At 72.6% G+C, this 14,249-nt stretch carries 15 protein-coding genes and 1 riboswitch; of the genes, 5 read left to right on the top strand and 10 right to left on the bottom strand.

Features of this window, described 5'->3' with window-relative positions:
* Positions 1-121 precede the first annotated feature (121 nt).
* Positions 122-1,750, top strand: coding sequence for a DNA repair helicase XPB (locus ABEB06_RS21715; protein ID WP_345698542.1), 1,629 nt, complete (start codon positions 122-124; stop codon positions 1,748-1,750).
* Between the two features lie 9 nt (positions 1,751-1,759).
* Here the strand turns inward: ABEB06_RS21715 and ABEB06_RS21710 are convergent, their stop codons facing one another.
* Complete coding sequence (locus ABEB06_RS21710) at positions 1,760-1,915, bottom strand: hypothetical protein (RefSeq protein WP_345698541.1); 156 nt, start codon at positions 1,913-1,915, stop codon at positions 1,760-1,762.
* Positions 1,916-2,196: 281 nt separating this feature from the next.
* Here ABEB06_RS21710 and ABEB06_RS21705 point away from each other — a divergent pair, with 281 nt between their 5' ends.
* Positions 2,197-4,296 (top strand): HelD family protein, encoded by a 2,100-nt coding sequence (locus ABEB06_RS21705; protein WP_425559672.1) that lies wholly within the window; start codon positions 2,197-2,199, stop codon positions 4,294-4,296.
* 21 nt (positions 4,297-4,317) lie between these two features.
* Entirely contained in the window at positions 4,318-5,043 is a 726-nt protein-coding gene (locus tag ABEB06_RS21700) for a Type 1 glutamine amidotransferase-like domain-containing protein (RefSeq protein ID WP_345698540.1), read from the top strand.
* Between the two features lie 70 nt (positions 5,044-5,113).
* On the opposite strand, the gene ABEB06_RS21695 is transcribed toward ABEB06_RS21700, so the two are convergent.
* The 3 genes from ABEB06_RS21695 to ABEB06_RS21685 all read right to left on the bottom strand — a co-directional run bounded on the left by ABEB06_RS21695 (position 5,114) and on the right by ABEB06_RS21685 (position 7,233).
* Entirely contained in the window at positions 5,114-5,788 is a 675-nt protein-coding gene (locus tag ABEB06_RS21695; protein ID WP_425559671.1) for a copper homeostasis protein CutC, read from the bottom strand.
* Between the two features lie 123 nt (positions 5,789-5,911).
* On the bottom strand, positions 5,912-6,880 hold the full coding sequence (locus tag ABEB06_RS21690) for a hypothetical protein (RefSeq protein WP_345698538.1): 969 nt from the start codon (positions 6,878-6,880) through the stop codon (positions 5,912-5,914).
* Positions 6,877-7,233, bottom strand: coding sequence for a PadR family transcriptional regulator (locus tag ABEB06_RS21685; RefSeq protein WP_345698537.1), 357 nt, complete (start codon positions 7,231-7,233; stop codon positions 6,877-6,879). The genes ABEB06_RS21690 and ABEB06_RS21685 overlap by 4 nt, the downstream gene beginning before the upstream one ends.
* Before the next feature lie 60 nt (positions 7,234-7,293).
* On the opposite strand from ABEB06_RS21685, the gene ABEB06_RS21680 reads away from it, so the two are divergent.
* Positions 7,294-7,923, top strand: a complete 630-nt coding sequence (locus tag ABEB06_RS21680; protein WP_345698536.1) for an HD domain-containing protein — start codon at positions 7,294-7,296, stop codon at positions 7,921-7,923.
* Here the strand turns inward: ABEB06_RS21680 and ABEB06_RS21675 are convergent.
* From ABEB06_RS21675 to thrC, 6 genes are all read right to left on the bottom strand, one after another.
* Entirely contained in the window at positions 7,904-8,173 is a 270-nt protein-coding gene (locus ABEB06_RS21675; RefSeq protein WP_345698535.1) for a DUF4031 domain-containing protein, read from the bottom strand. The two genes, ABEB06_RS21680 and ABEB06_RS21675, sit on opposite strands and share 20 nt — an antisense overlap.
* The gene (locus ABEB06_RS21670; protein WP_345698534.1) at positions 8,170-8,529 is read right to left on the bottom strand and encodes a hypothetical protein; all 360 of its coding nucleotides are present in this window, start codon (positions 8,527-8,529) and stop codon (positions 8,170-8,172) included. The genes ABEB06_RS21675 and ABEB06_RS21670 overlap by 4 nt, the downstream gene beginning before the upstream one ends.
* 99 nt (positions 8,530-8,628) lie before the next feature.
* Complete coding sequence (gene groL, locus ABEB06_RS21665) at positions 8,629-10,251, bottom strand: chaperonin GroEL (protein ID WP_345698533.1); 1,623 nt, start codon at positions 10,249-10,251, stop codon at positions 8,629-8,631.
* Between the two features lie 261 nt (positions 10,252-10,512).
* The gene (locus ABEB06_RS21660; RefSeq protein ID WP_345698532.1) at positions 10,513-10,719 is read right to left on the bottom strand and encodes a cold-shock protein; all 207 of its coding nucleotides are present in this window, start codon (positions 10,717-10,719) and stop codon (positions 10,513-10,515) included.
* Positions 10,720-11,211: 492 nt separating this feature from the next.
* On the bottom strand, positions 11,212-11,490 hold the full coding sequence (locus ABEB06_RS21655; RefSeq protein ID WP_345698531.1) for a MoaD/ThiS family protein: 279 nt from the start codon (positions 11,488-11,490) through the stop codon (positions 11,212-11,214).
* A gap of 53 nt (positions 11,491-11,543) precedes the next feature.
* Positions 11,544-12,827 carry a threonine synthase gene (thrC, locus tag ABEB06_RS21650; protein ID WP_345698530.1) on the bottom strand — a complete coding sequence of 428 codons (1,284 nt, stop codon included), beginning with the start codon at positions 12,825-12,827 and terminating at the stop codon, positions 11,544-11,546.
* Positions 12,828-12,844: 17 nt separating this feature from the next.
* A riboswitch (SAM riboswitch) is annotated at positions 12,845-12,977 on the bottom strand.
* A gap of 139 nt (positions 12,978-13,116) precedes the next feature.
* Here thrC and ABEB06_RS21645 point away from each other — a divergent pair.
* On the top strand, positions 13,117-14,118 hold the full coding sequence (locus ABEB06_RS21645) for a glucosyl-3-phosphoglycerate synthase (RefSeq protein WP_345698529.1): 1,002 nt from the start codon (positions 13,117-13,119) through the stop codon (positions 14,116-14,118).
* Positions 14,119-14,249: the final 131 nt, after the last annotated feature.

Raw genomic sequence — 14,249 nt, 5'->3', positions numbered from 1 at the left:
CGGCGCGCATACCGGGCGTGCTGGCCGGGACGCCCTTGCGGCGTCGGGCACGGGGCATAGCCCGAGCGGTGGCAGGCAGTGAGCTGCCTGTCGCGCGACGATCCTATCTGCGGAGGTATGTGTGTCCTGCCTAATCGTCCAGAGCGACAAGACGCTGCTCCTGGAGATCGACCACCCCGCGGCCGCCGAGTGCCGGCGGGCCATCGCGCCGTTCGCCGAACTGGAGCGCGCCCCGGAGCACATCCACACCTACCGGGTGACCCCGCTGGGGCTGTGGAACGCCCGCGCGGCGGGGCACGACGCCGAGCAGGTGGTGGACGCCCTGGTGAAGTACTCGCGCTACCCGGTGCCGCACGCGCTGCTGGTCGACGTGGCCGACACGATGGCCCGCTACGGACGGCTGCAGCTGCAGAAGCACCCGGTGCACGGCCTGGTGCTGTCCACCACGGACCGGCCGGTGCTGGAGGAGGTGCTGCGCTCGAAGAAGATCGCCCCGCTGGTCGGCGTCCGGATCGACCCGGACACCGTGGTGGTGCACCCGTCCGAGCGCGGCCAGATCAAGCAGGTGCTGCTGAAGCTCGGCTGGCCCGCCGAGGACTACGCGGGGTACGTGGACGGCGAGGCGCACCCGATCCACCTGGAGGAGGACGGGTGGCAGCTGCGCCCGTACCAGAAGCAGGCCGTCGAGGGCTTCTGGCACGGCGGCTCCGGCGTCGTGGTGCTGCCCTGCGGGGCGGGCAAGACGCTGGTCGGCGCGGCGGCGATGGCGGAGTCCAAGACCACCACGCTGATCCTGGTGACCAACACCGTCTCGGCCCGGCAGTGGAAGCACGAGCTGGTCAAGCGGACCACGCTGACCGAGGAGGAGATCGGCGAGTACAGCGGCACCCGCAAGGAGATCCGCCCGGTCACCATCGCCACGTACCAGGTGATGACCACCAGGCGGAAGGGCGTCTACCCGCACCTGGAGCTGTTCGACGCCCGCAACTGGGGCCTGGTGGTCTACGACGAGGTGCACCTGCTGCCCGCGCCGGTGTTCAAGTTCACCGCCGACCTGCAGGCCCGCCGGCGGCTCGGCCTGACCGCGACGCTGGTCCGCGAGGACGGCCGCGAGGGCGACGTGTTCTCGCTGATCGGCCCCAAGCGCTTCGACGCGCCGTGGAAGGAGATCGAGGCGCAGGGCTACATCGCACCGGCCGACTGCTGCGAGGTGCGGGTGACGCTCAGCGACAGCGAGCGGCTGATGTACGCGACCGCCGAGCCGGAGGAGAAGTACCGCTTCTGCTCGACCACCGCCACCAAGCGGCGGGTGGTGGAGGCGCTGGTCAAGAAGCACCAGGGCGACCAGACGCTGGTCATCGGGCAGTACATCGACCAGCTGGACGAGCTGGGCGAGGCGCTGAACGCCCCGGTGATCAAGGGCGAGACCAGCAACGCGCAGCGGGAGAAGCTCTTCGACGCGTTCCGCTCGAAGGAGATCGGCGTGCTGGTGGTGTCGAAGGTGGCCAACTTCTCGATCGACCTGCCGGAGGCGACCGTCGCCATCCAGGTCTCCGGGACCTTCGGCTCGCGCCAGGAGGAGGCCCAGCGGCTCGGCCGCGTGCTGCGGCCCAAGGCGGACGGGCACGCCGCCCACTTCTACTCGGTGGTCGCCCGCGACACCGTCGACCAGGACTTCGCGGCGCACCGGCAGCGCTTCCTGGCCGAGCAGGGCTACGCGTACCGGATCGTCGACGCGGACGACATCTGATCCCGCCGGTTACAGCTTGACGCCGTCGCGCCCGAGGAAGACCACGCGCGCGGCGGTGTCGAGCACGATCCCGAGGTTGCGGACGGCCTTGGCCATCGGGTGGCGGCGGCCGTCGGCAGCTCGGCCGCCGGTGGCCCGGTTGGTGGTGGTTCGCTCCGTGTCCATACCTCCACGGTAGATATCCGCACGTCAGCGGGGCATCAGTCCGAAGTCCGCGATCGTCGGGCCGAAAGTCGTCCCTGAGGCGTACCGACCCCTGGGGGTCGATTGATTGGCACCCCGAGAGATTCCGGGTCTAGGATCTCCGGTCTGCCCCCTCCCGAACCGTGGTGCCTGTCGTCGGCAGCCGTGGGAGGTACCGGCCGCTCGGTAACCGGCCGGTGTCCTTCACCGTGAGCTAAGACGAGTCCGCTGCCCCCGATGCCGGGCAGCCGGGAAGGTTCGCCGTGCACTCCCCCACCGACGCCACCACCGCCACCGACGCCGCCGCCACCGACGCCGCCGCCGCCGCCATCACCGACCCGCTGCAGCGCGAGCGCGCGCACCTCGCCGCCTCCCGCGCCGCGCTCCGGGCGATGCGCGAGGACGTCGAGTCGCTCGACCTGCGCGACGTCACCGGCACCTGGGTGTCCGCCGCCGTGCTGCACCACCAGATCGAGCAGCGGATCGCCGCGCTCGCCGACCTCGCCCACACCCCGCTGTTCTTCGGCCGCCTGGACTACCTGCACGCGATCAGCGAGGACCTCTCCGAGGGCGGCGGCGGCGAGCGCTTCTACATCGGCCGCCGGCACGTCCACGACGCCGACGGCGACCCGATGGTGATCGACTGGCGCGCGCCGGTCTCCCAGCCGTTCTACCGGGCCAGCCGCAAGGAGCCGATGGACGTCGGCAAGCGCCGCCGCTTCGGCTACACCGGCGGCGAGTTGACCGCGTACGAGGACGAGAACCTGTCCGACCCGGCGGAGGCCGACACCCGCTCCGCGCTGCTCGCCGCGGAGATCGAGAAGCCCCGCGTCGGCCCGATGCGCGACATCGTCGCCACCATCCAGCCCGAGCAGGACGAGATCGTCCGCGCCGACATCTCCGGCACCGTCTGCGTCCAGGGCGCCCCCGGCACCGGGAAGACCGCCGTCGGCCTGCACCGCGTCGCCTACCTGCTGTACGCGCACCGCGAGCGCCTCGCCCGCACCGGCACCCTGGTGATCGGCCCGAACCGCTCCTTCCTCCACTACATCGAGCAGGTGCTGCCCGCCCTGGGCGAGCTGGACGTCGCCCAGGCCACCGTCCAGGAGCTGGTCGGCCACGTCGAGGTGCGCGGCACCGACACCGCCGAGGCCGCCCGGATCAAGGGCGACGCCCGGATGGCCGAGGTGCTGCGCCGGGCGGTCCGCTCCGGGATCGCGCTGCCCACCGAGCCGTGCGTGGTGGTCCGCGGCTCCCGCCGCTGGCGGGTGCCGGCGTACGAACTCGAAGAGATCATCCAGGAGTTGAAGGGCCGCGAGATCCGCTACGGCGCCGCAGCCGAGGCGCTGCCGCAGCGGATCGCGCACGCCGTGCTGGTCAAGATGGAGCAGGGCGGCGAGGCCCCCGACGACCGGGTGCAGGACGCCGTCGCCCGCAACACCGCCGTCAAGGCCGTGGCCAAGGCCTGCTGGCCGCCGGTCGACCCGGTGAAGCTGGTCCACCGGCTGCTCACCGACGCCGAGTTCCTCGCCGCCTCCGCGGACGGCATCCTCACCCCCGAGGAGCAGGACGCCGTCCGCTGGACCAAGGCCGCCCGCTCGCCGAAGACCGCGCCGTGGACCGCCGCCGACGCCGTCCTGGTCGACGAGGCCAACGACCTGGTGCAGCGCACCGCCTCGCTCGGCCACGTGGTCGTCGACGAGGCCCAGGACCTCTCCCCGATGCAGTACCGGGCGGTCGGCCGCCGCTGCTCCACCGGCTCGGCGACCGTCCTCGGCGACCTCGCCCAGGGCACCACCCCGTGGGCAACCGCCAGTTGGCCCGAGGCCCTGCACCACCTCGGCAAGCCGGCCGCGCACATCGAGGAGCTCACCCAGGGCTTCCGGGTGCCCGAGGAGGTCATCGCGTACGCCTCCCGGCTGCTGCCCTCGATCGCCCCCGGCCTGGCACCGGCCTCCTCGGTCCGCGAGGCGCCCGGTTCGCTGACCGTCACCCGGGTCGAGGACGGGCTGGTCGACGAGGTGGTCTCCGCCTGCCGGGACGCGCTCGCCCGGGAGGGCTCCACCGGCCTGATCGCGGCCGACGCCCGGATCCCGCTGCTCGCCGAGGCCCTGGACGCCGCCGGGCTGCCCTTCCTCGACCCCGGCACCGAGACCACGGCGGAGGCCCGCCTGACCCTGGTGCCAGCCTCGCTCGCCAAGGGCCTGGAGTACGACTACGTGGTGCTCGACGAACCGGCCGCGATCGTCGCCGGCGAGCCCGACGAGCGCACCGGCCTGCGCCGCCTGTACGTCGCCCTCACCCGGGCGGTCTCCGGACTCGCCGTCCTGCACCGGGAGCCGCTGCCGTCCCAACTGGGCTGAGACGCCGTAGGATCGCGAACCATGCCCGCCTCTGAGCCCACCGTCCTCGCCACCTCGGGCGGCCACCGCACCGGCACCCGGACGACGATCGAGTTCGACGCCCTGGTCCACCACGCCGTCGAGCTGTCCGGCGTCCACGGGCGCCGGCCCCGGGTGATGTACGTCGGCACGGCGATCGGCGACGCCGAGTACGTCACCGCGCGGATGGCGGAGGCGGCCCGGGTCGCCGGCTTCGACCTGACGCCGCTGCAGCTCTTCCCGATGCCCAACCTGGACGACGTCGAGGGCACCGTGCTGGAGCAGGACGTGGTGTGGGTGATGGGCGGTTCGGTGGCCAACCTGCTGGCGGTGTGGCGGGTCCACGGGGTGGACGCGGTGATGCGGCGGGCCTGGGAGGCGGGTGTGGTGCTCAGCGGGGTCAGCGCCGGGTCCATCTGCTGGTTCCGCGGCGGGACGACCGACTCCTTCGGCCGTGAGCTGCGGCCGGTCACCGACGCGCTCGGGCTGCTCCCGTACGGGAACGGCGTGCACTACGACGTCGACCCGGGCCGCCGCCCGCTGGTCCACCGCCTGGTCGCCGACGGGACGCTGCCCACCACCCACTGCACCGACGACGGGGTGGGCCTCCACTACAAGGGCACCACCCTGGTCGAGGCCCTCACCGAACGCCGCGGCAAGGCCGCGTACATCGTCACCCGCGACGGCGACCGGGCGGTGGAGGAGCGCGTCGAGCCACGGCTGCTCTGACGCTTTCGGGGGCTCGTGGGGGCGCCTCCCGGCCGAAGGCCGGGGGGAGGACTGCGAGCCCCTGATCGCGCTACTCGCCGATGAGCGTGCGCCATTCGGCGACCTTCGCGGGCGACACCGCGCCCGTCCAGCCGCCGTCGCGGACCGCGCCGCCGATGTGGAAGGCGTCGAAGCCGGCCGCCCGCAGGCCCGGTACGTGCTCGGCCCGCAGGCCGCCGCCGACCAGGATCCGCTGCCGGTAGCCGGGGTCGCCGGCCTTGGCGAGCTCGCCGGCCAGCACCTCCTGCCCGGCGTCCACGCCCGCCGCGGCGCCGGAGGTGAGGAAGGTGTCCAGGCCGGGCAGCTCCGCGACGGCGGCGCGGACGTCGCCGCGGTCCGCGGAGTGGTCGATCGCGCGGTGGAAGGTCCACGCGCAGCCCTCGACCGCCGAGGCGACGGCGGTGGTGGCCGCCAGGTCGACGGACCCGTCCGGGTCGAGGAAGCCGAGGACGAACTCGTCCGCGCCCTCGGCCCGCAGCGCGGCCGTCCGGGCCAGCAGCTCGTCCAGGTCACCGGGCGTGAAGCCGTCCCGGATCCGCAGCATGACCCGCAGCGGGATGCCGACGGCGGCGCGGATCGCGGCGAAGTCGGCGACGGACGGGGTGAGGCCGTCGGCGGCCATGTCGGTGACCAGTTCGAGCCGATCGGCGCCGCCGGTCTCGGCGGCCTGGGCGTCCTGCACGGTCAGCGCGATGACTTCGAACATTGGTCTAGACATATCGCTACCTTGCCACATCCGGAGCCCGCTCGGCGAGCCCCCTGATCCCCCGAAAGCTGCGGCCCTCCCGGCCCCGCCACCAGCGGCGACAGTGGCGGGGCCGGGTGCCGTTCAGACCCGGGGCGCCCCGCGCCGCGGCACGACCGGGTGCCAGTACCGCCCCAGCAGCACCGCTCCCGCCGCCACCATGAGCAGCAGCACCAGCGCACCGGCGGGGCCGAGCCCGCTGCGCACCACGTGCGGCAGCACTCCCGGCAGCATCATCGGCGCGGTCGCCACCAGCGCGGCCGCCGGCAGCAGCCGTCCGCGCAGCAGCGCCGGCCCGGCCGCGACCAGCAGGACCAGCTCAATGGCGACGAACGCCGGGCCGAGCAGCATCATCCAGTCCGCGGCGAACAGCGTGCCCCAGCCGAGCAGGCCGTAGAAGGCGCCGTACAGCACCGGGCCGGCCATCAGCGCGCCCGCGCACACCGCGGCCACCGACCGGCCGGTCACCGGCGGCAGCAGGTCTCGCGGCGCGGCGAGCAGCATCAGCGCCCACAGCAGCTGCGGCCCGCCGTCGACCAGCACGCCGAGCAGCGCCTCGGTGCCGCCGACCCGATGGGCCTCGGCGAGGAACAGGCCCGCCCCGGAGACCACGGCCAGCGCCATGCCGACCAGGGCCGCCGCGCGGGCGACCGCCCAGCCGCCGAACAGTGCCGCGACGGCGGCCAGCAGGAGGACCAGCGAGCCGGCCCGGTCGAGCAGCATCGCCAGGCTGCCGTCACCGAACAACGCGTAACGCCGGTACGCACGGTCGGCGACGACCACGTCCTCGGCCGTGAACAGCGCCTGTCCGGCCAGCGCGCCGGCGATCAGCGGCGCCGCGACGGCGAGCAGTCGGGCGGGCAGGCCGGCCGCGCCGAGGCCGAGGCGCAGCCGCAGCCCGTACCCGGCGAGGTCGCCGAGCTCCCGCAGGCGCTCCAGCCGCCCGGCGTCGGCGGTGACCTCCTCGTGCACCCCGACGAGTTCCGCCCCGCGCTCCCCGCGGTACGCGGCCGGATACAGCCGCAGCGCCGCGCGCACCCCCCAGCCGCTCATGCGAACGCCCCCTTCACCGCCGGGCGGACGGCCGGGCCGCCCGCGAGTCGTCGTTCCGCCTCGGCCGCGACCGAGCGCAGCCTGGCGGCCTCCGCCGCCAGCACCTCGCGGCCGGCGTCGGTGAGCGCGTACGTGCGCCTGGCCCGCCCGTCGACCACGTCTTCGCCCTCCACCTCGATCACCTGCTGCTGCAGCAGCCGGTCGAGCGCCCCGTAGAGCGTGCCGGTCCGGAGCTTGACCCGGCCGCCGGAGATCTGGGCGACCTCCTGGATCAGCGCGTAGCCGTGCCGGGGCCGGTCCGCGAGCGCGGTCAACAGCAGCAGCGTGGGCTCCTGCATCGAACGATCAGTCATGTCGTCTACATATACCGGTCACCGACATATGACGCCAGGGGGCGCACCAGAATGTTCGACATGACTTCTGCGCTGCCGGACCGTTGGAACGAGCTGCTGCTGCGCTGCGGCGCCACCGTCGACCCCGCCCCCTACGCCCGTGACCTGCTGGAACGCTGGGCCGAGCCGCAGCGCCGGTACCACACCACCGAGCACCTGCGGGCCGTCCTGGACCACGTGGACGCGCTCGCCGGGTACGCCGACGACCCGGACGCCGTCCGGCTCGCCGCCTGGTTCCACGACGCCGTCTACAAGCCGGACCGCTCCGAGAACGAGGAGCGCAGCGCCCAGCTCGCCGTCCGCGCGCTGCGCGAGGCCGGGCTCGCCGAGGCCCTGGTCGAGGAGGTCGCCCGGCTGGTCCGGCTCACCGTCACCCACCACCCCGAGCCCGGCGACCGCAACGGCGAGGTGCTCTGCGACGCCGACCTGGCCGTCCTCGGCGGCCCGCCGGAGGGCTACGCGGCGTACGCGGCCGCCGTGCGCGCCGAGTACGCGTTCGTCCCCGAGGAGGCCTTCCGCACCGGCCGGGCGGCGATCCTGCGCCAGCTCCTCGACCTGCCCGCGCTCTACCGCACCCCCGCCGCCCGGGACCGCTTCGACGCCCCCGCCCGGGCCAACCTGGCCGCCGAACTCACCGCCCTGGAGGGCTGACCTTCCGCCGCCGCAGCCCGGCGGCGGTCAGCCGGGCGACCAGCTCCTTGCTGCCCACCGGCTCGGCGCCCAGCGCCACCGCCTTCGCGTACCACGCCGCCGGGATGTCGTAGTGGTCCCGCTCGAAGCCCTTCGCGGGCGCGCCCAGGCGCTCCGCGAAGGCGTGCAGTTCCTCGTACGACACGTCGCTCACCAGGTGCGACCACCACTTGCCGTGCCCGGGCCAGTTCGGCGGGTCGATCAGGATCACGCCAGCTCCCCGACCGGCGCCACCACCACGCCGCGCTTGCCGCACACCCAGTGCGGGTCGGGCCCCAGCTCCGGCTCCACGCTCAGTGCGTGCGGGTCGTCCTCCTCCGCCGCGCAGGCCGCGCACAGCGGCCACCGCCCGTACTGCTCCAGCAGCGCGTCCTGGACGTCCTGCGCCACCAGCCCGAGCACGTACTCGGTGCCTTCCGGCCACTGCTCCGCCCACCACCGCCGGTGCGTCACGGCGTCCTCGACCAGCGACACCACGGCCGCGTCCGCGACGTCCCGCGCGGTCAGGTCGGCGAGGATCAGCGCACGGGCGCTGTGCAGGGCGGTTTCGATCTCGGTGCTGGCCATCCCCCCATTCTCCCGCACCCCGGAACGCCGCGAGGGCGGCCTCCCCGTGGTGGGGAGACCGCCCTCGCGGAGCGATCAGGAGCGTCCGATCCCGGAGGATCAGAAGTCCATGTCACCGCCCGGCATGCCGCCGCCGGCGGCCGCGGCGGCCTTCTCCGGCTTGTCGGCGATGACGGCCTCGGTGGTGAGGAACAGCGCCGCGATGGAGGCGGCGTTCTGCAGGGCGGAGCGGGTGACCTTCGCCGGGTCGATGATGCCCTGGGCGATCAGGTCGACGTACTCGTTGGTCGCGGCGTTCAGGCCGTGGCCGGCGGGGAGGTTGCGCACCTTCTCCACCACGACGCCGCCCTCGAGGCCGGCGTTGGTCGCGATCTGCTTGATCGGGGCCTCCAGCGCCACGCGGACGATGTTGGCACCGGTGGCCTCGTCGCCCTCGAGCTCCAGCTTGTCGAACGCGACACCGGCCTGCAGCAGGGCGACGCCACCACCGGCGACGATGCCCTCCTCGACGGCGGCCTTGGCATTGCGGACGGCGTCCTCGATGCGGTGCTTGCGCTCCTTGAGCTCCACCTCGGTGGCCGCGCCGGCCTTGATGACGGCCACGCCGCCGGCCAGCTTGGCGAGGCGCTCCTGGAGCTTCTCGCGGTCGTAGTCCGAGTCGCTGTTCTCGATCTCGGCGCGGATCTGGTTGACCCGGCCGGCGACCTGGTCGCTGTCGCCGCCACCGTCGACGATGGTGGTCTCGTCCTTGGTGATGACCACCTTGCGGGCGGTGCCCAGCAGGTCGAGGCCCGCGTTCTCGAGCTTGAGGCCGACCTCCTCGGAGATCACGGTGCCGCCGGTGAGGATGGCGATGTCGCCGAGCATGGCCTTGCGGCGGTCGCCGAAGCCCGGGGCCTTGACGGCGACGGACTTGAAGGTGCCGCGGATCTTGTTCACGACCAGGGTCGACAGGGCCTCGCCCTCGACGTCCTCGGCGATGATGACGAGCGGCTTGCCGCTCTGCATGACCTTCTCCAGCAGCGGGAGCAGGTCCTTGACCGAGGAGATCTTGGAGTTGGCGATCAGGATGTACGGGTCCTCGAAGGAGGACTCCATGCGCTCCAGGTCGGTCGCGAAGTACGCGGAGATGTAGCCCTTGTCGAAGCGCATGCCCTCGGTGAGCTCGAGCTCCAGGCCGAAGGTGTTGCTCTCCTCGACGGTGATGACGCCTTCCTTGCCGACCTTGTCCATGGCCTCGGCGATGAGCTCGCCGATCTGGGTGTCGGCGGCGGAGATGGAGGCGGTGGAGGCGATCTGCTCCTTGGTCTCCACGTCCTTGGCCTGGGCCAGGAGCTGGTCGGAGACGGCGGCGACGGCCTTCTCGATGCCGCGCTTGAGGGCCATCGGGTTGGCGCCGGCGGCGACGTTGCGCAGGCCCTCGCGGACGAGCGCCTGGGCGAGCACGGTGGCGGTGGTGGTGCCGTCACCCGCGACGTCGTCGGTCTTCTTGGCGACCTCCTTGACGAGCTCCGCGCCGATCTTCTCGTAGGGGTCCTCGAGCTCGATCTCCTTGGCGATGGAGACACCGTCGTTGGTGATCGTGGGGGCGCCCCACTTCTTCTCCAGGACGACGTTGCGACCCTTGGGGCCGAGCGTGACCTTCACTGCGTCGGCAAGCTGGTTCATGCCACGCTCAAGGCCGCGGCGGGCTTCCTCGTCAAAGGCGATGATCTTGGCCATCAGAAGTGGTCCTCCGGGACACGGTCGACTGCTCGGACCAAGGGGTGCCCGCGACGGACGGCCCTGCGAGCGGGGGTCTCGTCCCCTACCGCTCCCGGGACCTCACCGACCCGGTCCGCTTATCACTCTCACACTGTGAGTGCTAACGCCAATGATTAGCACTCTGGGGTGGCGAGTGCAAGCCCGTTCGGCAGATGTCCCAGACATGGCGACAGGCCCGCACGGAGGATCCGTGCGGGCCTGCTGCCGGTGCTGCGGGGATCAGGCCTCGGGCGAACGGACCATGTCCGCCTGCGGACCCTTCTGCCCCTGCGAGATCTCGAACTCAACCCGCTGGCCCTCTTCGAGGGTGCGGTAGCCGTCCATCTGGATCGCGCTGTAGTGGACGAACACGTCCGCACCACCGTCGACCGCGATGAAGCCGTAGCCCTTCTCGGCGTTGAACCACTTGACGGTGCCCTGAGCCATTCCGAACTCCCCTAGTGCTGTGCTGGCCCTTCACGGACCCGCACGCCGCGGGCCCAAGGTCTTGAAGGCCGGCCTGGGGAACCCCCCCGGAGGCAAGCCTTGTCGCGGCTGAATGTATCCGGATAAGTGCCCTCTGCAACAGGGTCAACTTCCGGGAAATCACCGTCCCCGACAAGGGATATGACGGGATGAAAGCCGCATCCACGGCAATTCACAGGGGACATAACGGACCGATCACCGCATATCCCTCGGAGAATCCTGACGACGACCTGACAGGATCGGGGTCGCACTGTCCCAGGTCCGTCTCAGCGGCCGGACAGGCCCTGCGTACCCGACCCGCGGCGGGCCGCACGGAGTGCGGGCGTTCGCACTCTATACCTCCCGACGTGCGGGAATTCCCACGGGCAATGCCGAGAGCCGCCGTCCGGACCGGAAATCCAGGTTCCGGCCCCGACGGCGGCTCTCAGGCGCTAATGGGCGGGTGACGGCGGCTCAGCAGCCGCCGGCCACCGCGGGGATGATCGAGACGGACGCGCCGTCCTTGATCTCGGTCGCCAGGCCCTCGGCGAAGCGCACGTCGTCGTCGTTGACGTAGACGTTGACGAAGCGGCGCAGCGCGCCGGCGTCGTCCAGGATGCGGGCGGAGATGCCGGTGTGGTTGGCCTCCAGGTCCGCGATCACGGCGGCCAGGGTGTCGCCCTCGGCGGTGACCTCGGCGGCGCCGCCGGTGTAGGTGCGCAGGATGGTCGGGATGCGGACGGTGGCGCTCATGCGGGCACTCCTTGGGTCGAGCGGGGGGCGGCGAGGGGCTGCGCGGGGGCGGTTCAGGCGGTGGCGAGGCCGGCGGCGCGGAAGGACTCCAGCGACGGCTTGATGACGGCGGTCATCCCGGCGTCGGAGACGGCGTCCAGGGTCTTCAGGCCGTCGCCGGTGTTGATCGCGACGGTCTCCTTCGACGGGTCCAGCTGACCCGTCTCGACCAGCTTCTTGAGCACGCCGACGGTCACGCCGCCCGCGGTCTCGGCGAAGATGCCCTCGGTGCGGGCCAGCAGCTTGATCGCCTCGACCACCTGGGCGTCGGTGACGTCCTCGACGGCGCCGCCGGTGCGGCGGGCGATGTCCAGCACGTACGGGCCGTCGGCCGGGTTACCGATCGCCAGCGACTTGGCGATGGTGGCCGGCTTGACCGGGCGGATCACGTCGTGGCCGGCCTTGAAGGCGGCGGAGACCGGGGAGCAGCCCTCGGCCTGGGCACCGAAGATCTTGTACGGCCGGTCCTCGACCAGGCCGAGCTTGATCAGCTCCTGCAGACCCTTGTCGATCTTGGTGAGCTGGGAGCCCGAGGCGATCGGGATGACGATCTGCTCCGGCAGCCGCCAGCCGAGCTGCTCGCAGATCTCGAACGCCAGGGTCTTGGAGCCCTCGCCGTAGTACGGGCGGAGGTTGACGTTGACGAAGCCCCAGCCCTCGCCGGCCGGGTCGCCGATCAGCTCGGAGCAGAAGCGGTTCACGTCGTCGTAGTTGCCGTCGATGCCGACCAGCTCGCCGCCGTAGACACCGGCCATCACGACCTTGCCCTGCTCCAGGTCGTGCGGGATGAACACGCAGGACTTGAAGCCGGCCCGGGCGGCGGCCGCGCCCACCGCGCCGGCCAGGTTGCCGGTCGAGGAGCAGGAGAGGGTGGTGAAGTCGAAGGCGCGGGCGGCCTCGATCGCGCAGGCCACCACCCGGTCCTTGAAGGAGTGGGTCGGGTTGCCCGAGTCGTCCTTGATGTGCAGCTGCGCGGTGAAGCCCAGCTCGCGGCCCAGGTTGTCGGCCTTGACCAGCGGGGTCCAGCCCGGGTTCAGGTTCGGCTTCTCGGCGACGTCGGCCGGGACGGGCAGCAGCGGCGCGTACCGCCAGATGCTGGTCGGACCGGCCTCGATCCGCTTGCGGAGCTCCTCGGCCTCGTACGAGCCGTAGTCGTAGGCGATCTCCAGCGGGCCGAAGCACTCCAGGCACGCGAAGCTCGGGCCGAGCGGGAAGCGGGTGCCGCACTCGCGACAGGACAGCGCGGCGGCGGGGCCGAGGTCGACGGTCGCCGAGGGTGCGGGGGTAGCGGTAGCCATGATGGCGGAGGCCTCTCTCCTCATCTTCCCCGTGGCACAGGTCGTGCCACAGGCCGGAATTGGCACCTGTCCCGCGGGGGCCTGCTACAGCCGCGCGGGAGGGTTGCCGGGACGTCAACGGGCCGTTCCCTCAGTCCCTCTGGATGAGCTCTGTGAAGTTGTGGTCATGCGCTGCGGGCGACCCCGGCGTGCGAAGGTCTGATCGCAGTACGAAGACTGTATCCGAAGGCCCGGACGGCGACCGCATACCGTCCGCCACCCGAGACAGACCCGACGAGGGAGTGAGATCTTGCCCGCCGAGCATGACCTGGGGGTCCTCCCGGAGGTGGCCGACTGGCTGCGCCGCCGCTCCTGGACGGCCGCCGACCGGCCGCTGGAGCAGCTGCTCGCCGCCAAGCGCGCCGCCGGGGCGGCCGGCACCGTCAGCGTGGTGCTGCCCGCCCTCGACGAGGAGCCCACGGTCGGCGAGATCGTCTCCGCGATCCGCACCGAGCTGATGGAGAAGGCGCCACTGGTGGACGAACTGGTGGTGGTCGACTCCGGTTCGGTGGACCGCACCGCCGAGACCGCCGCCGCGGCCGGCGCCCGCGTCGTCCACCGGGACGCGATACTCCCCCGGATCCCCGCCGAGACCGGCAAGGGCGAGGTGCTCTGGCGCTCCCTGCTGGTCACCTCCGGCGAGATCGTCTGCTTCGTCGACGCCGACCTGCGCGAGTTCGACCCCGCCCTGGTCCCCGGGATCGTCGGGCCGCTGCTCACCGATCCGGCGATCCAGCTGGTCAAGGCCATGTACGACCGGCCGCTGGAGACGGACGGCGCGGTCGTCCCGGCGGGCGGCGGACGGGTCACCGAGCTGGTCGCCCGGCCGCTGCTCAACCTGCACTGGCCGCAGCTGGCCGGCTTCGTCCAGCCCCTCGGCGGCGAGTACGCGGCCCGCCGCTCGCTCCTGGAGCGGCTGCCCTTCCCCACCGGCTACGGCGTCGAGCTCGGCCTGCTGGTCGACGCCCTCGACGAGGTCGGCCTGGACGCCCTCGCCCAGGTCGACGTGGGCGTCCGGCACCACCGCCACCAGGACGGCCAGGCGCTCGGCCGGATGGCCGCCACCATCTACCGCACCGCGCTGGAGCGGCTCGACCGCACCCACCGCCTCAAGGCCTCCACCGACCTGGTCCGCCCGCAGCTCACCCAGTTCACCCGCACCCCGGCCGGCTTCGCCCCGCACACCCACCCCGTCGGCGCCACCGAACGCCCCCCGGTGACCAGCCTCCCCGAGTACCGCAGCAACCGCTGAGCCCGCCCCGGGCCCCCGTCCTCCCGGGGAGGACGGGGGAGGACACGGGCCCCGCGCGACCTCCGCGGCGGCCGGACCCGTGATCGGTCGCCGGGTGCCCGCCGCGTCGAGTGGTTTGTACCGGCCGGTGC

Source organism: Kitasatospora terrestris (genome assembly GCF_039542905.1).
GTDB classification, from domain to species: Bacteria; Actinomycetota; Actinomycetes; order Streptomycetales; family Streptomycetaceae; genus Kitasatospora; species Kitasatospora terrestris.
Note: the sequence above shows the minus strand (reverse complement) of the source record. Positions and strands in the feature narration are given on the sequence as shown.